The sequence below is a fragment of the Ligilactobacillus ruminis ATCC 27782 genome, from assembly GCF_000224985.1.
GTDB classification, from domain to species: Bacteria; Bacillota; Bacilli; order Lactobacillales; family Lactobacillaceae; genus Ligilactobacillus; species Ligilactobacillus ruminis.
In genome coordinates this window covers 1,372,002-1,391,925 of sequence record NC_015975.1, presented here as the reverse complement: position 1 = coordinate 1,391,925, position 19,924 = coordinate 1,372,002, and the positions used below count along the sequence as shown (strand labels likewise).

Below are 19,924 nucleotides of genomic sequence, written 5' to 3'. Positions count from 1 at the left end.
TTTGAATGAATAGTTGTCCTTGGGGATTGAATAAAGCAAATTTGTCAAAATTTCACGAAGAAGAATGGGGTCGACCCGTTCATGAAGACAATAAGCTTTTCGAGTTTTTGAGTCTTTCCGTCTTAGCGGCCGGATTGTCATACGGTACCATCCTTGATAAGCGAGATGATTTGTGCTTGGCATTTCATGATTTCGAAATTGATAAAGTTGCGCAGATGTCACCAGAAGAAATCGAAAGAATTCTTTGCGATAAAAAAATGATTCGAAACAAAAAGAAAGTTTCAGCCGTTGTTTGCAATGCGACGGTCAGTCAAAAAATGCGCGCAAATGGGCAGACATTGGATGATTTTTTCTGGAGTTATACCGGTTTCAGAACAATTGACAATAAGTGGCTTCATGCAGAGATGATTCCAGAACAAACCTTGTTGTCAAGAAAAATTTCGGATGAGATGCATGAAAGAGGTTTTATCATGGTCGGGCCTGTTTTAATCTACAGTTTTTTAGAAACTGTCGGAATCGTCAATGATCATTTGATTGATTGTCAGGCAAGAATATCATAAAAAACAGAAACCCAGAAGAAGGTTTCTGTTCTGTACGTCAAAGATTAAGCTTATTTGGCATCTTTTTTAAGTGCCGGTTTATTATCGAGATCAGTTCTGACGACCAAAACGTCGCATGGAGCCGTACGCGTAACGTACTCCGTAACCGAACCAATCAACAAGCGTTCAACGGCATTCAGGCCAGTAGCACCGATAACAATCAAATCAATCTTTTGATCTTCAGGAATGTCTTTTGCGATAACGGCTTTCGGAGCGCCATATTCAACCGTGAAGTCAATATTCTTAACACCGTCTGCTTTGGCGGATTCAACGTAACCTTCCATTGTCTTTTTGGCGGTTTCGGTTACTTGATCCACCATTGCCGTGTCAAAGCTTGAAATATTTTGGAAAGCACGCGTATCGACAACGTGAACTAAATGAAGAGTCGTTTCATCACCATTTCTTTTTGCGACAGAAACGGCTTTCTTGAATGCTAATTCAGCTTCGCGAGACCCGTCGACAGGAACAAGAATGTTTTTGTATCTTTGTAACATTTGACTCACCCTTTCTTTACTTTCATATTTATTTTACTTTATTTATACGGAAAAATAAAGTGAAAACGCTCACTTTTTTGTGAACAAAAGCGCCAATAAACATCAGTTGCCGATTGAGTACGCAAGCATCAAAAAGGAAAGGCTTGAAACAAAAACGGCATCACAGATCAGGAGGATGATTTTGAAAATCACAAGTGTGGTAAAAGCTGAAATAATACTCAAGCTTCCACAGATAATCAGGACGATTCCCAAAACCAACATAATTTTTGAAAGCGATCGATCTTTTTCCGGATGAAAAATGATGACGGGCTTGTTTCTGTGGCTAAAAACGTACCAACCTAAAAAAACAACGATTAGGCCAAGGCCGATGAATAAAGCCGTTGCTATATTTTGCATTGTAAAAGTCCTCAGTTAAGTCTTTGTCTAAAAAAGGGCCAAAGCAAAAACTTTGGCCGGTGAAAATCCGATGGTGCCGATTTAAGTCCTTGCAGTTGAACCCGCGTTTATGCAGGAAAAAGTGTCCATACCGAGGTTTTTTGGACGCCACGTGAAATGGTCTGCCAGCCGCCTCGAGATCCGGTCACAAATATATCAGTTGTTCGGTCAACCATACGATAGGACGACACGTACACTTCAGAATTCCAATTTCATCTTAGCATAGGTTTTGAATAATTACAAATCACTTGCGCCATCTGGAATTTTGCAATGCCGAATATTGTTGTTTCAAAGCTTGTTCGTAACGACCGTTTTCTTTTGGAACGTAGTAGGTGCGGTCAAGCAGGGAATCGGGAAGATATTGTTGTTTGACCCAGTCATGCGGATAGTCATGTGGATACTTGTAACTCGTCCCGTGACCGAGTTTTTCTGCTCCTTTATAGTGAGCATCCTTCAAGTGATTTGGGACCTCACCTCCGTGGCCCTTTCTGATATCGTCAAGAGCAGCATCAATTGCCTGAATTCCTGAATTTGATTTTGGCGAAATGCAAAGCTCAATTACGGCATCGGCCAAAGGAATTCGTGCTTCAGGCAATCCCAATCGTTCAGCTGCGAGCACGGCAGAAACGGTTCTTGAACAGGCAGGGGGATTGGCTAATCCGATATCTTCATAGGCAATGGTCAGCAATCTTCTCATGACGCTGATCAAGTCGCCCGCTTCAAGCAATCGGGCCATGTAGTGCAAGGCCGCATTCGTATCGGAACCGCGAATCGATTTTTGGAATGCCGAAATCACGTCATAATGCGCATCACCGTCCTTATCATGCGTGAGCGCTTTTTTTTGAATGCATTCCTCAATGATTTCAAGCGTGACGTGAACATGATTGCTTTCATCCGTTGGCGTTGACATTACGGCCAATTCCAGTCCGTTCAGCGCGCTTCTCAGATCGCCGTTCGTTGCCCGCGCCAAGTGAATCATGGCATCATCGTCCAATACGACATGGTATTTTCCGAGACCGCGCTCATCGTCTTGGAGAGCCCTGTTAATGGCAGTTTTAATATCTTCTTCCGAAAGTTTTTGGACTTCAAAAATCTGCGTTCGACTGCGAATGGCAGGATTGATGGAGATATAAGGATTTTCTGTTGTCGCGCCAATCAAAATGATTTTGCCGCTTTCAAGCAGCGGCAACAAAAAATCCTGTTTAGGCTTGGTCAGGCGATGAATCTCATCGAGCATCAAAATGACCGTTCCGCTCATTTTTGCCTCCAACGCAACCTGTTCAAGCTCTTTTTTGGAGTCGGTCGCTGCATTTAAAATGCGAAAAGCATATTTCGTCGAACCGGCAATCGCACTTGCAATGCTGGTTTTGCCTGTTCCGGGAGGACCGTAAAGAATCATTGATGATAAAAGTTTTGCCTGAACCATTCGGCGAATAATCTTGCCTTCTCCGACAAGGTGACGTTGTCCGACGATTTCGTCAATGTCTTTTGGACGCATGCGAAATGCGAGTGGTTTCATCGAATCACTTCCTTATGCTTATATTTTACGCCAACGCTTGTTCGAAAGACAACTTAAAGAGACATGATAGTGATGAAAACTGCATGTTTTGGTATAATATAGATAACAATTTTTGCAAAGGATGAGAATCGTGAAATTTGACGAAATCGGAAATGTAATTGAAAAAGAGAAAATGACGGGGGCTTTGTTTAATATTGCATGGAAGGTTTCAAGGCCGCGTCAGGTCGTCAGAAGAGACGGATCGCTTGGAAATGCAGAGCTTGAGCAAAAGGACAATCCCTATTTGAAAGTTTCAAAGGGGGTAGTCGAGCTGACCACTCGTTCATGGCTTTCGGCATCAAAACTTTTCTTCGACATGAAGCTTCAAGAGCATACGCTGAGAAAAGCAATCGGAGACGATGCTTATTTATGGCCTTTTTCTTGCGGAATTAAAAAAGATTCAAAACTTGACCCTAAAATTCTTTTGCGATTTCCGGAAGGGTTGTTCAAGGAACTTTACGAATCTGAGTTTAAGCGAAGCAAAATTTCTTATATGACCTTCAGAAATCAGGTTTATATGAAAGTTTTGCGCGGTTTTGTCTCAAAAAGGTGGTTTTTGGAATACCTTTTTGGAGCAACTCCGTATGATTTTGCAGCGGGTGAAGTCGAGGGAAAAAGTTCACCGAAACGTTCCGCTTCAAACAACATAAATCCTGTTGTCCAAAAACAGGCGGACAATTTAAATTACTTGAGTCTCAAAAAATACCTTGAAACGTCTGATCGAACAAATCCGGACGGAATCATGCCGAACGGAAACTATGCAGATCTGAACGAAATGAAGGATCAAGGAATTCATTATCTGCAGATCGAAACGGTAGATTATGATCCACGCAGCATTTTAGGAGTGACTCCGCTCATGATTTCAACGTTAGAGCTTATGGCAGGGTATTTTTTAATGACCGAAAACGTTGATGAAAGCATTTTAAACGATTCAAGAAGTTTCAGCCTTAATGTGGCAAAAGAAAGTCCCTATGCTAAATCGGACGTGGTTACCAAAGCCCGCTTGTTTATGCAGGACATTTTGCGCTTTGGAGAAAAATTGGGCTTTTCAAAGATGCAAAGCGTTTCTGATGCTTTGAAAATAAGGATTGAAGAACCGGAAAATACTCCGGCCGCAAAACTGATCAGGCTGCAAGGAAACCAAAGCCTGTTTGATTACGGCATAAATTTGATGCAAAAAAATCAAAATGAGGTTTTAGATACCGGATTTGACGACGGAAGCGCTCGTTTGATTGAAGAGTCAATTTTAAACGGAATTTCATATCAGCCGGTAATTCCTGAAGCAAATATCGTGCAAATCGGCTCCAAAATGATCAAAAGCGGGATTCAGACAAGTTCAGACAGCGCGCTGATGAAAGAAATCTGGGATAAAAAATCGGTTGCCAAACAATTCGTTGAACAGTTCGGTTTCACCGTTTTGTCTGATTACATCGTCGGCAATCGCAGAAAGTTTGATGAGATTTTTCCGCGCGTCAAAGGAATGGCCGTTTCTGTCAAAAATGCTGAAGGTCCTTCAGATGAAAAAGCCTCCCTGTTCAGGTTGGCACCGACTAAAGAAGAGTTGTGGGATGCTGTTTCACGCATCATTCGCGATGGGAAAAAGGCGATGATCGAACTGGTGGTTCCAGGGTCCGTTTATCGGGCATTATTTTTCCAGGATCGAATTTTAAGCGTAATCGAACGCTTGCCTGCGGGAGTCGTCGGTGACGGAAGAAGAACGATCAAACAGTTGATCGACAGCAAAAATTTGTCTGACAAGACAAACCAAATCATCATCGGACCTTCCGAAAAAGAAACGATGGATGTTCAAGGAGTGACGCTTGAGACGATACCAGGGCGCGGAAACGAGGTTTTGCTTCGTTATGATGCGACAAGCGGGACCGGAAACCGCAGCTTGGAAGTTCTCGATGAAATTGATTCAAGCTATCTGGATGAGCTTTGCCGTTTGGCCAAGGCGTTGAGACTTCATGACGGAGCGCTTGACATTGTGATTCCAAATATCTATCAAAGATATGATGCCGACCATCCGGAGGCATTGATTTTCTTGAGTGCCCATGCAACTCCGAAACTTTCGATGCACGAAAACGTGCTCTTGATTGGAAATCAAAATATCGCAAAAAAAATCGTTATGATGCAGTAAAAAAGAGGCTTGGAATAATTATGCCTCAAACTAAAAACCCGGATGATTTGCAGTTAGTTGCAATCATTCGGGTTTTTAGTTAGTATTCATGACAATTCCCATGCTACGATGGAAATAAGCAAAAAAGTTTGTTTTCATGTATTAAAATTGAAAAAAGCTGGACAAAATCAGTCTCAAGCGGATTGTACTATGTCCGGCATTATGTTTAATTCAAGCCGGAAACGGGGCTTTTTTCTCCCAGTCTCTTTTTTAGCCGAAAAGTCTTTCCAGGAGAGAACGATGCTTAGGATGAGACGAATTCTCCGTTTTCTTAGGGTAGCACTCAAAAATATCAATTTTTTCTTTGTGAATGGCTTGAGTCTTGTCGCAAAAAACAACCGCGAAATCGGTTGAATCATTCGGGAGATTGTGATCGGACGTTGCAGTGAAATCAATGCCGTGATCATTTGCAAGCTTGACCAGTTTGGAAAGAGAAGCTGCATCGACCTGACCGTTGATAATCAGGCGGAAGTCCGGATGAATCGACATTTCTTGTGACAAATCAAGCAAACTTTCCGGGTTGTTTAGTTCTTCAAACGTGATGACGACATCGACTCTTTCGCGAAAAGTTCCAAGGTATTTGCGGCGTTCGTCAGGATTAATCTGGGGAGTTCCATACATTCCCTTGTTCATATGGTTTTGTAGTTCATCAGACATCGTTCAACCTTCTTTCTTGTTTTCATTCTAAAGTGTAACATGAAGAAGATAATTCAGACAACAAAAAACAGCCCCCATAAAGAGGACCGTTTCAACAAATTCACTTTGAAAATTAAAGTTTGTTGTAGTATTCAACGACAAGAGCTTCATCGATGTTTGCATCGAGTTCTTCACGTTCAGGAAGACGTACCAATGAGCCTTCCATCTTGTTTTCGTCGAATGAAACGAATGGTGCACGACCGACAACGGCTTCCAAAGCATCCTTAACGACTTGAAGGTTCTTTGAACGTTCACGCAAGGAAATAACTTGGCCAGGCTTTACTTCGTATGACGGAATGTCAACGCGCTTGCCATCAACCGTGATGTGACCATGGTTTACCAATTGGCGAGCTTGACGACGTGTCGTAGCTAATCCAAGACGGTAAACAACGTTGTCCAGGCGACGTTCCAAAAGAATCATGAAGTTATCACCGTGCTTGCCTTCGCGAATCTTGCCAGCCTTAACGAAAAGGTTAGCAAATTGACGTTCTGACAAACCGTACGTCATGCGAAGCTTTTGCTTTTCACGCAATTGCAAACCATATTCGGAAAGCTTGCGACGGTTGTTTTGACCGTGTTGACCTGGTGCGTAAGGACGACGTGCTAATTCTTTGCCTGTGCCTGAAAGGGAGATGCCTAAGCGACGTGAAACCTTCCAGGAAGGACCTGTATAACGAGACATTTAAAATTCCTCCAATTAAATAATTTGGAGTAAAATAATCCGTGCGAGTTTAGTATTCGTGCATTTCATTTTGCGATTTTCACCCTTGCAGCCGAAGGGTTACTCATACGAACCAAAACGGCAATGAAATGTTGACGTTCTTACCGCTCGCTGCTGCATTATTTTACACAACTGACATCGTATCAGATTGAATCTTTTGTGTCAAGACCATTTTGTGTTTTTAAGCAAGACTTCGACAAATCCGGAAAGTGCCGTTTCGTCTTCTTTGCTGAAACGATTTTTTGAAGGCGAATCGATGTCGAGCACACCAATCATTTGATTGTCTTTGATCAAAGGAATGACAATCTCAGAATTTGAGGCAGAGTCGCATGCGATGTGTCCCGGAAATTCATGGACGTTTGCGACGCGCAGGGCTTTTCTTTGTGAAAATGCAGTTCCGCAGACACCGGTGCCGTTTTTAATGTGCATACAGGCAACTTTCCCTTGAAACGGTCCAAGATCTAATGAATCGGTTTGTTCGTCATAAAGGTAAAAACCGGCCCAATTGACGTCTTTTAAGCTACTGTACAGGAGCGCCGACGCATTTGCCAGATTTGAAACGGGGTTATGCTCATTGAACAAAAGCGCGTCAAGTTGTTTCGACAACAGATTATCGGTCATAATTATTGAGGCCTCCAAGCGGTTATTTTTTATGTATCATATGTTATAATATAAGCAATTGTATTTAAATGCAAATTCGATGATTTGAAAGTAAGGGGCGGAATTCACATTATGATGGCAATTTTAATGACGATCATTGCCTTGGCGGTGGTGCTTTACGCTGCAGCAATGGTTTTCAAACGACGATATAAGATGCAGGCAGAAGAGGTAAGAAATCAAGTTGAAAGCATTGAAAAAGCGTCATTGGATGCGGATTTTGCCAATCTCAGCCGGATGACTCTTTCAGGCGAAAGTCTGACGGAAGTTGAAAACATGGATAAATCGTACCATTATCTGATGAATCGACGTTTGCCGGAGATTATCGAGGAATTGGATGAAATTGATGAACAGATTGAGGGATATCATGTTTTTTTGTCTAAGACGGGGCTTGAAACAACCAGGAAAAAGACCATGGACGCAATTTCTCAGTACCGTGAACTGGCAGCAAAGGTTTCACGAATTAAAAAACAGGCCGAAAGTCATCAGGAAGCAGTCAAGGAACTTAAAGACAAGTATCAAAGGATCAGAAAGATTTTGCTGACAAAAAATTTTTCGTATGGTCAAAGCATTGATGCCTTGGAATCAAGCATGCAAAATCTTGAGAATCTTTTTGAAGACTATATGAAGGTGCTTGAAAAGGGCGATTTGAAGAAAACGGATGAAATTCTCTCAGAACTTCGTCAAAAAACGCACGTGCTTGAAACAGCTCTTGATAAAATTCCGCCAATTTATAAGAACTACAAGAACGTTTATCCGGAACAGATGACAGAAATCAAAGAAGCCATCAGAAAGATGAAAGAAGAACGCTATGAGTTTGAGTTTGACTCTGAAAAGGTCATTTCTGAAACGGATGACCAAATAAAACGACTTGATGAAGGACTTGCAAAAATCGAAGTTGAAAATTGCGAATTACTCGACAACAAAATTTATGAAAATATCGAAAAACTGTATGATGCAATCGAAAAAGAATATAATGCCAAACTTCGCTTTGACAAGCGACTTTCCTATTTCAAAGACTTTATGGAACACGCTCGCAAACAGGAACGAGAACTGCTGATAGAGTTGGATCGACTTTCGATGAATTACGTATTCAATCACAATGAACCCGAAAACGCGCATAGTTTGGACGATATGCTGAAACGCATCGAAAAATGGTATCAGGGCTATGAGAACCGTGATGAAGAAATGAGCATCTGTTATTCCGAATATTACTCGCGGATGCTTGAAAATTTGAAGGATCTGGCTAATATTGAAAAGCGACAAAAAGAAATTTTCGACAGCGTGGCATCGCTTTTCAAGGATGAACAAGATGCAAAACGAGCCATTCAGAATTTTGATGCTGAAATGCATCGTTTGAAACGATCAATCGACAACCTCAACTTGCCTGGTCTTTCCAATGAATATCAGCAGTATTTCTTGAAAGTTTCAGCTGAAATCGTTGATTTGGCAAACGATTTGGGCAAGATTCAAGTCGACATGGATCAGATTGAGCATGATTTGATCAATACTCAATCCGATCTTGACGTTTTGGAGAAAAAGACTCAGGAAATAATCGATGCGTCAACATTGGCCCAGGAGTGCATCCAGTATGCCAATCGATATCGAGGCGAGTCAGAAGAAGTGGCCAATGCACAAAAAGAAGCAATCAGCCTGTTTGAAAAGTGCGATTACATAAAATCGCTTGACACGATTGCGCATATTTTGGAAAAAGTCGATGAAAACTCGTATCGCAGAATTGAAGCAAGCTATAAGAAAAAGAGCAAATATCAAAGTTAGATGCATGAAAATCGGAAATTTTGCTTTATAAAGGGTGACAATTGCGTCATCCTTTTTTGCTTGTATTTTGATAGTTGATTGGTTAGAATTAAAAGGAATGTCAATGTAAAAGAGAGGGTATGCAGAAAATGTACTTTGACAATAGTGCAACGACAAAAATAGATCCGCAAGTTTTGCAAACGTATCAGACGGTTTGTGAAAAAGTTTGGGGCAATCCCTCATCTTTGCATAATCTGGGAGAACATGCCTTTAATCTGCTTGAACAGGCAAGAAAGCAGGTTGCTGATTTGATCGGAAGAAAGCAAGATGAGATCTTCTTTACCAGCGGCGGGACTGAAAGCGACAACTGGGCAATCAAAGGAACTGCCATTGAAAAGCATATTTACGGAAAACATTTAATCACGTCAAGCGTTGAGCACCCTGCAGTCATCAATACGATGAGACAATTGGAAAAGCTGGGTTTTGAAGTGACCTATCTTCCGGTTGACAAGGAAGGACGAGTCAGCTGCGAGGATTTGAGAAAATCAATCAGGAAAGATACGATTCTTGTTTCAATCATGGCAGTCAACAATGAAGTTGGGTCTATTCAGCCGATTGATGAGATTGCTGAAGTTTTGAAAGACTATCCTAAAATTCATTTTCACGTCGATGCCGTTCAGGCGGTCGGAAAGGGGCTTGGCAAGATGCTTAAAAATGAGCGGATTGACCTGATGTCGTTTTCCGGTCACAAATTTCATGCACCGCGCGGGATTGGATTCATGTATAAAAAAGAAGGCAGAATGATTGCTCCGCTATTGACGGGCGGTGGACAGGAAAAAAATCTGCGAAGCGGAACCGAAAATCTGCCTGCGATTGCGGCAATGGCAAAGGCTTTGAGACTTGTGGTCGAAAATGAGGACGAATATTCAAAGCGTCAGCAAAAAATTAAAGAAAAAATCTACGATCACGTGGAAAAATTCGACAAAGCAGTCATCTTTTCCGGACGCGACAAGAATTTTGCCCCACACGTGCTTTGTTTTGCAATCAAGGGCGTCAGGGGCGAGACGATTGTCCATGCTTTTGAAGACAATGACATTTACATTTCAACGACAAGCGCATGTTCATCTAAGAAACATACGGTTTCATCGACGCTCCGTTCGATTGGAATTGATGACGGAATTGCAACTTCTGCGGTTCGAGTCAGTCTTGATGAAAACAATACGCTTGAAGAGGCGGAAGAATTCAACAATGTTTTTGATGAATTATATGAAAAATTTCGGATGATCAACTCTTAAATCATTGAAAGGAAACAATATGCAATATACTGAAATTATGGTTCGTTACGGCGAACTGTCAACAAAAGGCAAAAACAGGCGAAACTTTATCGACCGTTTGGGATTCAACGTGCGTTCCGCAATGCACGATTTTCCGAAATTGGTCGTCAAGGCACATCGTGATCGAATGCACATTTATTTGAACGGTGAGGATTCCGACAAAGTCATCGAACGTTTAAAACAGGTTTTTGGAATTCAGAATTTTTCACCATCGGTCAGGGTCGAACGCGATGTCGAAGCTGTAAAGGAAAAAGCCGTTGAAATGATCAACGAAAAGTTCTTCGACGGAATGACGTTCAAAGTAAATACGAGACGCTCCGATCACCATTTTGTCTATGATACGAACGAATTGAATGAAATGATCGGCGGATACGTGCTTCAAAACGTCCCAGGACTCAAGGTTAAAATGAAAAATCCGGATATTACGCTGCGAGTCGAAGTTCGTTGCGACGGCATCTATTTGTCTCATGAAAAGATCCAGGGGGCCGGCGGACTGCCTGTCGGCACCGCCGGACGCGCAATGCTGATGCTTTCAGGCGGCATTGATTCGCCGGTTGCGGGCTATCTTGCAATGAAACGCGGCGTTGATATTGAAATGGTTCACTTCTTCAGTCCGCCATATACGAGCGAACAGGCTTTGAACAAAGCCAAGGAACTGACAGCCAAGCTGACGCCTTACGTTGGAAGAATACAGTTTATCGAGGTTCCGTTTACCGAAATTCAGGAAACGGTCAAACATGACGTTCCGTCCGGATATCTGATGACGATTCAGCGACGGTTCATGCTCAGGCTGACGGAGGCATTAGCCAAAAAACGCGGTGGTCTGGCAATTTTTAACGGTGAAGCTTTGGGACAGGTTGCTTCCCAGACGCTTGAAAGTATGGCGGCCATCAACGATGTGACGACGATGCCTGTTTTGCGGCCGGTTGTTTCAATGGATAAAAATGAAATCATCAAGATTGCTCAAAAGATTGATACGTTTGATCTGTCAATCATGCCGTTTGAGGATTGCTGTACCGTTTTCGCTCCTCCTGCTCCGAAGACGAAGCCGAAAATTGATCGCGCGCGCTATTACGAAAGCCGCTTAGATGTCGATGGATTGATTCAGCGTGCTTTGGACGGCGTTAAAGTGACGAATATTCAAATTGGCGATTCTTTCTTAAATGATTCCGAACAGGCATTTTCAGAATTGCTTTAATTCTGCATGATTAAATTTAATTTTAGCTTGACGCACTGTGCCAACAAGGCTAAAATACTCGTATAAGCTTTGAACAAGAGGGTTCAGACATGACGATTTGAAGAGAGAAACGGGTTGGTGGAACGTTTTACTCGTCGTTTGAATTGTAGCTTGTGAGCTGTCGGACTGAACCAACAGTAGGTCTGACCGGATATCAGTTCGTTAACATGAATTAAAGCGGGGCATTAAAGCCCAATTTAGGTGGTACCACGGCACTGTCGTCCTATTAGAGGACGGCAGTGTTTTTTGTTTGAATGAACTGGTAAGGAGCACTGCATTTGACAAAGGAAAGGAAGAAACTCAATGGCAAAAGATATTGAAATGTCAACAAAATACGATCCGAGTCAAGTTGAACCCGGACGTTACGGACAATGGGTAAACGACGGATTGTTCAAGCCGAGCGGCGACAAAAAGGCCAAGCCTTATTCAATCGTGATCCCGCCTCCGAACGTAACCGGCAAGCTTCACTTGGGCCATGCCTGGGACACGACTCTGCAAGACATGCTGATCAGGCAAAAACGCATGCAAGGGTTTGATACTCTTTGGATTCCGGGAATGGATCATGCCGGAATCGCAACGCAGGCAAAAGTTGAAGCTCGTCTTGCAGAACAAGGAATCTCACGCTATGATCTGGGACGAGAAAAATTTGTTGACAAAGTCTGGGAATGGAAAGACGAATATGCAAGCATTATCAAGCAGCAGTGGGCAAAACTTGGTCTTTCGCTTGATTATGATCGCGAACGTTTTACTTTGGACGAAGGATTATCCAAGGCAGTTCGCAAGGTGTTTGTTTCCCTTTATAAAAAAGGCTTGATTTATCGCGGTGAATATATCATCAACTGGGATCCGAAGGCAAGAACTGCTCTTTCAGACATCGAAGTCATTCACCAAGATGACAAAGGTGCTTTCTACCACGTGAAATATCCGTTCGTTGATCCGGAGTATACTTTCAACGGGAAACATTATATTGAGATTGCGACGACGCGTCCGGAAACGATGATGGGCGACGTTGCGGTTGCCGTTAATCCGAGCGATGAACGCTATAAGGATCTTGTCGGCAAGGAAGTCGTTCTTCCGCTTCAAGGGCGCCATATTCCGATTATTGCCGATCAGTACGTTGATCCCGAATTCGGGACGGGGATGGTCAAGATTACGCCGGCCCACGACCCTAATGACTTTGAAGTCGGCAATCGTCATAATCTGGAACGAATCAATACGATGAACGATGATGCGACGATGAATGAAAATGCTGGCAAATATTGCGGACTCGATCGCTTTGAAGCTCGCAAGGCAATCGTTTCCGATCTTCAAGATCAAGGATATATGATCAACATCGAACCGATTGTTCATAGCGTCGGTCATTCGGAACGGACCGGGGTTCAGGTTGAAGCACGTCTTTCAACTCAATGGTTCGTCAAGATGAAACCATTAGCGGAAGCCGCTTTGAAAAATCAGGAAACTGATGATGCCGTTAAATTTGTTCCCGAACGCTTTGAAAAGACGTTTACGCAATGGATGGAAAACGTTCATGATTGGGTTATTTCGCGTCAGCTTTGGTGGGGACATCAAATTCCTGCCTGGTACAATAAGAAGACGGGCGAGACTTACGTTGGTGAAGAAGCACCGGAAGACATCGAAAATTGGGAACAGGATACAGACGTTTTGGATACTTGGTTCTCAAGCGCTTTGTGGCCGTTTTCGACAATGGGTTGGCCGGATACCGAATCAGAGGATTTTAAGCGCTACTTCCCAACGGATACTTTGGTTACCGGTTATGACATCATCTTCTTCTGGGTATCCCGCATGATTTTCCAAAGTCTTGAATTTACGGGACGCAGGCCGTTCAAGCACGTTTTGCTGCATGGTTTGATTCGTGACGAACAAGGACGCAAGATGAGCAAGTCTCTCGGCAACGGAATCGATCCGATGGACGTTATCGACAAATACGGTGCCGATGCGCTGCGCTGGTTCCTTTCAACCGGATCGACTCCTGGGCAAGACGTTCGTTTCTCATACACCAAGATGGATGCCGCATGGAATTTCATCAATAAGATTTGGAATGCGAGTCGTTTCGTAATCATGAACCTCGATGAAGAGACGACAAAAGATTTACCTGACATTAAGGAATGGCAGCTTTCCGACAAGTGGATTTTGAGTCGATTGAACAAGACGGTCAAAGAAGTTACGCGTTTGTTTGACGGCTTTGAATTTGGCGAAGCCGGACGTGCTCTTTACAATTTCATTTGGAACGATTTTTGTGACTGGTACATCGAAATGGCCAAGGAAAATCTGAATGGTTCCGATGAAAAGCTCAAGCACAATACTCAAAACATCTTGTGCTACGTGCTTGATCAAACGCTGCGTCTGATGCACCCGATCATGCCGTTCGTCACGGAAAAGATCTGGCTGACGATGCCGCATGACGGAAAATCGCTCGTTACGGCCGCATATCCTGTTGAACATCCGGAATTCGACAATCCGGAAGCAGAAAAGCAGATGGATAACCTGATTGAACTTATCAAAGCGGTCAGAAACAGCCGCGCTTCAGTTAATGCGCCGATGTCGAGCGCAATCGACATTTTGATCAGGACGACTTCGGAAGACACAAAGTCGGTTTTCGATGCAAACGTTGAATACATCAACCGCTTCTGCCATCCGAAGAAGCTTGAGATTTCAGCTGACGTGGAGGCTCCTGCCCTTTCAATGACATCCGTCATCACCGGCGCCGAAGTCTATCTGCCGCTTGCCGACCTGATTGACCTCAACGAAGAGCATGCCCGTCTTGAAAAAGAAGCATCAAAACTTGAAAAAGAAGTCGAACGCGGTGAAAAGAAACTCTCAAACGAACGTTTCGTCGCAAACGCTCCAGCAGAAGTCGTAAACAGCGAAAAAGAAAAACTTGCCGGCTACAGGAGCAAGCTCGAGGCGACAAGGATCCGAATCGGGGAACTGGAAAAGGAAATGTAAGAACAAGGTGTGGAGCCGAGCGGTCAGCCCGCAAGCACCAGGCCTGCTCGAACGCCAGCAGGCTCGTCCTGCCAAGCGAGAGTACCTGGGCGGAACGGGCTGCGAGGCGCAACCCGATTAGACAAGGTGTGGAGCCGAGCGGTCAGCCCGCGAGCACCAGGCCTGCTCGAACGCCGGCAGGGCTCGTCCTGCCAAGCCGAGGGTACCTGGGCGGAACAGGCTGCGAGGTGCAACCCGATTAGACAAGGTGTGGAGCCGAGCGGTCATGAGCCCGTGCACAAGCATGAGGATGACTGAAGGCGAGTGGCTTTCTGAATGAACAATGGATGCGCTTCACGTATATTATGATACGTGAGGCGTTTTTTTTGATTATTTCGCATCTTGTTTCGGCAAGCGGCTCAATAATTGCCGGCGAGCAGTTCAAGGACAGGGTCCTTTTGGGCATGGAACTTAGGAAATTCAAGGGAAAGGCAGATATTATGAATGCATTTAATCATTTAATTGAACATATTAATAATGACATGACCAATCAAAGAGACAGGGGAACGGCCTTTGAAAAGCTGGCCGTTGCATATTTCAAGAATGAGCCCGCCTACAGGAACAAGTACAGCGATGTCTGGATGTTGAGTGATCTTCCGGAGGAGTATGATATCCCGCATCAGGATACAGGTGTGGACATTGTTGCCAGGGACCGTAATACCGGCAAGCTGACTGCAATTCAGGCCAAGTTCTACAAGAACAAGGTTGGCAAGGACACCATCAACTCATTTGTCGCTGAAGCTGCCAAAGACTATTACGCTGACGGCATCATCATCTCAACAACCGATGAATGGAACCGCAATGCCGAAAGGGCGCTGGCGGGATTGTCAAAGCCGATTGCGCGTATCGGGCTTACGGATCTTGAGAACGCTGATATCGACTGGGGGATGTTTGATTTTGGCAGCGCTGATGCCATTGACAAAAAGCCTGCCAAGAAACTTCGTGACTATCAGAAGGAAGCAATTGAAAAATCAGTTGAATATTTCAGGGATAATGAGCGTGGCAAGCTCATTATGGCACCCGGCACCGGCAAGACGTTCACCAGTCTCAAGATTGCCGAGGCATTGTACAGGGAAAAGGGAGGCAGCAACTACAACATCCTTTACCTGGTTCCGAGCATTCAGCTTCTTTCGCAGACGCTCTTCAACTGGAATTCCGATGTTTCCGATGACATCAACATGATTTCCTTCTCCGTCGTGTCTGACAGGAAGGCCACGAAGAAGAAGACCGGCGATGACAATCTGACTGCCAAGGACGTTGGCTTTCCCGCTACGACAAATGTCAGTGAACTGATGGAAAACTATGAGACCATAGATACTTCCAAAGGCAGGGACATGACAGTCATTTTCTCAACTTATCAGTCGATTGACGTCATTCATCAGGCACAGGAGGCAGGCTATCCGGAATTTGACCTGATCATTGCAGACGAGGCGCACAGGACAACAGGTTCTTCCAAGCTTGGTGAAGACAGTATGTTCACAAAGGTTCACGGCAATGACAACGTAAAGGGCAGGCTGCGTTTGTATCAGACTGCAACGCCTAAGGTTTACGGACCCGATGCCAAGAAGAAGGCTGAGTCAAACAGTGTCGAGCTTGCTTCAATGGATGATGAGAGCATCTACGGTCGTGAAATTTTCCGCCTTGGCTTCGGTGAGGCGGTAAACCGCGGCTATCTCACTGACTACAAGGTTTCCGTCCTTGCAGTCAACGAAAAGTATGTTGACAGGAACATGCAGAATATCATGGCTTCCGAGGACAATGAACTCAATACCAGTGACATTGGCAAGATCATCGGCATCTGGAATGCGATGACGAAGCGCAATGGAATGAACGGGGCGATTTCAGGAGCACCGATGAAGCGCGCCATCGCGTTTACTGACACCATTGAGCACTCAAAGCAGATTGCCGATGAGTTCAATGACGTTGTCAATGATTATCTCGGGGAGTATGCAGAGGGAAGCTTTTCCGTTGACGTTCATCATGTCGACGGCGGTCTGAATGCCATGGAGAAGAAGACGGAACTGGACTGGCTGGCAAGTGACATGCCTGAAAATACGGCTCCGTGTGCTCTCCAATGTCCGTTTCCTGACGGAAGGAATCGATGTTCCCAATCTGGATGCAATCATTTTCATGAGTCCCAGGAAGTCGCAGGTTGACATTGTCCAGGCCGTCGGGCGCATCATGCGCCGCTATGAGGGTAAGGAGTACGGTTATATTATCCTGCCTGTTGTCATTGATGCCGATGCTGATCCGGAAACTGTGCTTGACAACAACCAGAAGTATCAGGAAATATGGCAGGTTCTCAACGCCCTGAGGTCAATTGACGAACGGTTTGAATCTGAAATCAACAAACTGGAACTCAACAGGAAGAAGAGCAGGAAGATCAACCTTATCGGTGTTTCCACCAAGCCTGGTTCTGAAGTCACTGAAGAAGGCGGAAAAGCCGGTGAAGGCGAAAAGGGTGAAAATGGTCCGAACTATGTTCAGACTGAGCTTGACCTCGGAATGGATATGGGTGCCATAGAGCAGGCATTCTACGGGAAGATTGTCCAGAAGGTCGGTGACCGTCGCTACCTTGAGGACTGGTCAAAGGACGTTGCCGATATTGCCAAGAGGCATATCAACAAGATCAACACGCTGATTGATGAGAAAAAGGGTGCCAGAATGGCATTTGACCAGTTCATGAAGAGCCTGCACTATAATATCAATGATTCAATTGACAGGAATCAGGCCGTTGAAATGCTGGCTCAGCATCTGATTACCCAGCCTGTCTTCTCGGCCTTGTTTGATGAATACAGCTTTGTCAACGACAATCCCGTCTCTCATGCGATGAATGACGTCATTTCCGCCTTCTCCGTCTTCGGCTTCGACAAGGAGCAAAAGGAACTTGAACCTTTCTATGAGTCAGTCAGGCTTCGTGCATCGGGAATTGACAATGCCGAGGCAAAGCAGAAGGTTATCGTGACTCTTTATGACAAGTTCTTCAGAACAGGGTTCAAGAGTACGACGGAACAGTTGGGGATTGTGTTCACTCCTGTTGAAATCGTCGACTTCATCATCAGGTCGGTTGACTATGCATTGAACAGGTATTTCGGCAAGCGGATTTCAAGTGAGAACGTGCATGTTCTGGATCCGTTCACGGGTACAGGTACCTTCATCACGCGGACGCTGCAGTATCTGAAGGAGCAGATGGATGCCGGAGAAATTACGTATGATGATATTTTGAGAAAGTACATGCATGAACTTCACGCCAATGAAATCGTGCTTCTGAGTTACTACATCGCCGCCATCAACATCGAATCGGTCTTTGACGAAATAAACGGACCTGGCCGTGGCTATCAGCCGTTTGAGGGCATTGTTCTTACGGATACCTTTGAAAGCACCGAACGTGAAAATTCATTTATGGATGAACTGCTTGGCGAGAACAATGAGCGCCTGAAGAAGCAGCAGGAGCAGCCGATTACGGCAATTGTTGGAAATCCTCCGTATTCAGCCAAGCAAGACAATGAAGACAAAAACTATACCAGAAACAATTATCCTAAGCTTGAACACGCGTTAAGGAAAATGTGGGTTGACACATCGAAGGCTGTTAATAGAAATGGATTGATGGATTCTTATATAAAGGCATTGAGATGGGCCGCAGACAGATTATCTGACAAGGGTGTTATTGGCTTTATTACAAATAGTTCCTATATTGACGGTGTGGCAATGGATGGAATGAGAAAGAGCTTGATGGAAGAATTTGCAGATATCTATATAGTTAATTTAAAAGGGCAAATCAGGCGCCGTTCTAAAGAACAAATTGCCAGAGAAGGGGAAAATATATTTGATATAATGACCGGTGTGGCAATAATATTGTTGGTCAAGGATGATTCAAGGAACGGAAAGGAAACTCTGCATTATTATGACATAGGTGATGGTCTGTCAAAGAAGGAGAAGCTTGAAAAGATAAGGAATTTTCAAAGTATCCAGAGTATTGAAGAAGAGAACTTATTTGAAAATATAATCCCAAATGAAAAGGGTGACTGGATAAACCAGAGAAATTCTAATTTTGACAGTCTGATTAAACTGGGGGATAAGAAAAGTAAGGAAGCTTTATTTGTAGACTATACAGGTGGAATTAAAACTGGTCGTGATGCCTGGTCGTGGGGATTTTCGAAGTCACGGGTTAGAGAAAAAATAGAGGGGACGATTAAGTATTACAATGATAATTTAGGGGATAAAACTGTTTATTCAGAAGACAGCAAGGAAATTTCATGGACGCGTTCATTGAAGAGGGAATTCGAAAAGGGGGAGAAACTTGATTTTAAGGATAATCGCATATATTTAGGAATGTATCGCCCGTTCACAAAAAAGTATGTTTATTATTCTAAAGAATTAGTAGACCAGCAATATCGTATGGCCAGCGTATTTCCAACAAAGGATGCAAGCAATCTTCTTATTGCGTTGTCAAATAAAACCGAGGGAAAGAGATTTACCTTACTAACAACTGATGTTGTTACAGATGTCAATTTATTTGCTGGTGGTTCACAGAATTTACCGAAGTATCTGTACGATGATTTGGGAGAGTATTCCTCAATAAGACTTGATGTACTTAGGAAGTTGGATGATTTGAATGATGATGATGTGCTTCCTTATGTTTATGGTGTGCTGAGTTCCAATGAATATGAAAGAATGTATGCCATGGATTTAGCCAAGGAATTTCCTAGGATTCCCAACGTGAAACACAAGGAGGATTTTGTAGATATTGGCAGAAAATTGATGGACTTGCACATCAATTATGAAAATGTTCCTGTCTATGATGGTGTTGACATTGAGGAAAAGTCAGATCCAAGCTATGTTGTCAAGAAGATGAGATTTGCCAAGGTCAAAAGCCCTGAAACAGGAAAATTTGAAAAGGACAGGTCGACTATCATCTTCAATGATGACATAACCATCAGAAACATTCCTGAAAAAGCTTATGAATATGTTGTCAACGGTCGCTCGGCAATTGAATGGATTGTGGACCAGTACCAGATTAAAACTGATAGGAAGTCAGGGATTACAGACGATCCCAACGACTTCAGCGATGATCCGAAGTACATTTACAATCTTCTTCTGCGCATCATTAACGTATCCATTCAGACGGTCGACCTTATCAACAGTCTGCCGGAACTTGAGATAAGCAAGTGATGCGCATTCAGATGAAACGGATGATCTGCGTCTTCGTACAGTCCGGGAATTATGATTGGGCCCCCGTTTCTTGAGTTT

14 protein-coding genes and 1 other annotated feature are annotated in these 19,924 nt (G+C 43.8%); of the genes, 8 read left to right on the top strand and 6 right to left on the bottom strand.

Annotated features, from left to right (window positions below):
* The first annotated feature begins 5 nt into the window (after positions 1–5).
* Positions 6–560, top strand: coding sequence for a DNA-3-methyladenine glycosylase I (locus LRC_RS06920; RefSeq protein ID WP_014073752.1), 555 nt, complete (start codon positions 6–8; stop codon positions 558–560).
* A 50-nt stretch (positions 561–610) separates the two neighbouring features.
* Here the strand turns inward: LRC_RS06920 and LRC_RS06915 are convergent, their stop codons facing one another.
* The 3 genes from LRC_RS06915 to LRC_RS06905 form a co-directional block, all read right to left on the bottom strand.
* Entirely contained in the window at positions 611–1,093 is a 483-nt protein-coding gene (locus tag LRC_RS06915) for a universal stress protein (RefSeq protein WP_003694453.1), read from the bottom strand.
* Between the two features lie 102 nt (positions 1,094–1,195).
* Entirely contained in the window at positions 1,196–1,489 is a 294-nt protein-coding gene (locus LRC_RS06910) for a hypothetical protein (protein ID WP_014073751.1), read from the bottom strand.
* 283 nt (positions 1,490–1,772) lie between these two features.
* A complete protein-coding gene (locus tag LRC_RS06905; RefSeq protein ID WP_041820029.1) occupies positions 1,773–3,047 on the bottom strand; it encodes a replication-associated recombination protein A in 1,275 nt (424 codons plus the stop codon).
* Positions 3,048–3,168: 121 nt separating this feature from the next.
* On the opposite strand from LRC_RS06905, the gene LRC_RS06900 reads away from it, so the two are divergent.
* A complete protein-coding gene (locus tag LRC_RS06900) occupies positions 3,169–5,226 on the top strand; it encodes a hypothetical protein (RefSeq protein WP_014073749.1) in 2,058 nt (685 codons plus the stop codon).
* 249 nt (positions 5,227–5,475) lie between these two features.
* On the opposite strand, the gene LRC_RS06895 is transcribed toward LRC_RS06900, so the two are convergent.
* From LRC_RS06895 to LRC_RS06885, 3 genes are all read right to left on the bottom strand, one after another.
* On the bottom strand, positions 5,476–5,922 hold the full coding sequence (locus LRC_RS06895) for a YueI family protein (protein ID WP_014073748.1): 447 nt from the start codon (positions 5,920–5,922) through the stop codon (positions 5,476–5,478).
* Positions 5,923–6,034: 112 nt separating this feature from the next.
* A complete protein-coding gene (gene rpsD / locus LRC_RS06890; RefSeq protein ID WP_003694425.1) occupies positions 6,035–6,643 on the bottom strand; it encodes a 30S ribosomal protein S4 in 609 nt (202 codons plus the stop codon).
* 201 nt (positions 6,644–6,844) lie between these two features.
* Positions 6,845–7,303, bottom strand: a complete 459-nt coding sequence (locus tag LRC_RS06885) for a GAF domain-containing protein (RefSeq protein ID WP_014073747.1) — start codon at positions 7,301–7,303, stop codon at positions 6,845–6,847.
* 111 nt (positions 7,304–7,414) lie between these two features.
* Here LRC_RS06885 and LRC_RS06880 point away from each other — a divergent pair, with 111 nt between their 5' ends.
* The 6 genes from LRC_RS06880 to LRC_RS06860 all read left to right on the top strand — a co-directional run bounded on the left by LRC_RS06880 (position 7,415) and on the right by LRC_RS06860 (position 19,846).
* Positions 7,415–9,118: a septation ring formation regulator EzrA gene (locus LRC_RS06880; RefSeq protein WP_014073746.1), complete on the top strand. Its 1,704-nt coding sequence runs from the start codon at positions 7,415–7,417 to the stop codon at positions 9,116–9,118.
* A 119-nt stretch (positions 9,119–9,237) separates the two neighbouring features.
* Positions 9,238–10,392 carry a cysteine desulfurase family protein gene (locus LRC_RS06875; RefSeq protein ID WP_014073745.1) on the top strand — a complete coding sequence of 385 codons (1,155 nt, stop codon included), beginning with the start codon at positions 9,238–9,240 and terminating at the stop codon, positions 10,390–10,392.
* A gap of 19 nt (positions 10,393–10,411) precedes the next feature.
* On the top strand, positions 10,412–11,629 hold the full coding sequence (gene thiI, locus LRC_RS06870; protein WP_014073744.1) for a tRNA uracil 4-sulfurtransferase ThiI: 1,218 nt from the start codon (positions 10,412–10,414) through the stop codon (positions 11,627–11,629).
* A 60-nt stretch (positions 11,630–11,689) separates the two neighbouring features.
* Positions 11,690–11,897 (top strand) — a binding site (T-box leader).
* Positions 11,898–11,971: 74 nt separating this feature from the next.
* On the top strand, positions 11,972–14,635 hold the full coding sequence (locus LRC_RS06865) for a valine--tRNA ligase (protein ID WP_014073743.1): 2,664 nt from the start codon (positions 11,972–11,974) through the stop codon (positions 14,633–14,635).
* A gap of 365 nt (positions 14,636–15,000) precedes the next feature.
* The gene (locus LRC_RS12200) at positions 15,001–16,830 is read left to right on the top strand and encodes a restriction endonuclease (RefSeq protein ID WP_338034074.1); all 1,830 of its coding nucleotides are present in this window, start codon (positions 15,001–15,003) and stop codon (positions 16,828–16,830) included.
* A complete protein-coding gene (locus LRC_RS06860; protein WP_338034073.1) occupies positions 16,739–19,846 on the top strand; it encodes a type ISP restriction/modification enzyme in 3,108 nt (1,035 codons plus the stop codon). The genes LRC_RS12200 and LRC_RS06860 overlap by 92 nt, the downstream gene beginning before the upstream one ends.
* The last annotated feature ends 78 nt before the right edge of the window (positions 19,847–19,924 follow it).

Coding starts and splice junctions, on each gene's coding strand:
- rpsD (WP_003694425.1), bottom strand. CDS start 6,643: ATGTCTCGTTATACAGGTCCTTCCTGGAAGGTTTCACGTCGCTTAGGC.
- thiI (WP_014073744.1), top strand. CDS start 10,412: ATGCAATATACTGAAATTATGGTTCGTTACGGCGAACTGTCAACAAAA.
- LRC_RS06875 (WP_014073745.1), top strand. CDS start 9,238: ATGCAGAAAATGTACTTTGACAATAGTGCAACGACAAAAATAGATCCG.
- LRC_RS06905 (WP_041820029.1), bottom strand. CDS start 3,047: ATGAAACCACTCGCATTTCGCATGCGTCCAAAAGACATTGACGAAATC.
- LRC_RS06900 (WP_014073749.1), top strand. CDS start 3,169: ATGAGAATCGTGAAATTTGACGAAATCGGAAATGTAATTGAAAAAGAG.
- LRC_RS06865 (WP_014073743.1), top strand. CDS start 11,972: ATGGCAAAAGATATTGAAATGTCAACAAAATACGATCCGAGTCAAGTT.
- LRC_RS06895 (WP_014073748.1), bottom strand. CDS start 5,922: ATGTCTGATGAACTACAAAACCATATGAACAAGGGAATGTATGGAACT.
- LRC_RS06910 (WP_014073751.1), bottom strand. CDS start 1,489: ATGCAAAATATAGCAACGGCTTTATTCATCGGCCTTGGCCTAATCGTT.
- LRC_RS06920 (WP_014073752.1), top strand. CDS start 6: ATGAATAGTTGTCCTTGGGGATTGAATAAAGCAAATTTGTCAAAATTT.
- LRC_RS06885 (WP_014073747.1), bottom strand. CDS start 7,303: ATGACCGATAATCTGTTGTCGAAACAACTTGACGCGCTTTTGTTCAAT.
- LRC_RS06915 (WP_003694453.1), bottom strand. CDS start 1,093: ATGTTACAAAGATACAAAAACATTCTTGTTCCTGTCGACGGGTCTCGC.
- LRC_RS06880 (WP_014073746.1), top strand. CDS start 7,415: ATGATGGCAATTTTAATGACGATCATTGCCTTGGCGGTGGTGCTTTAC.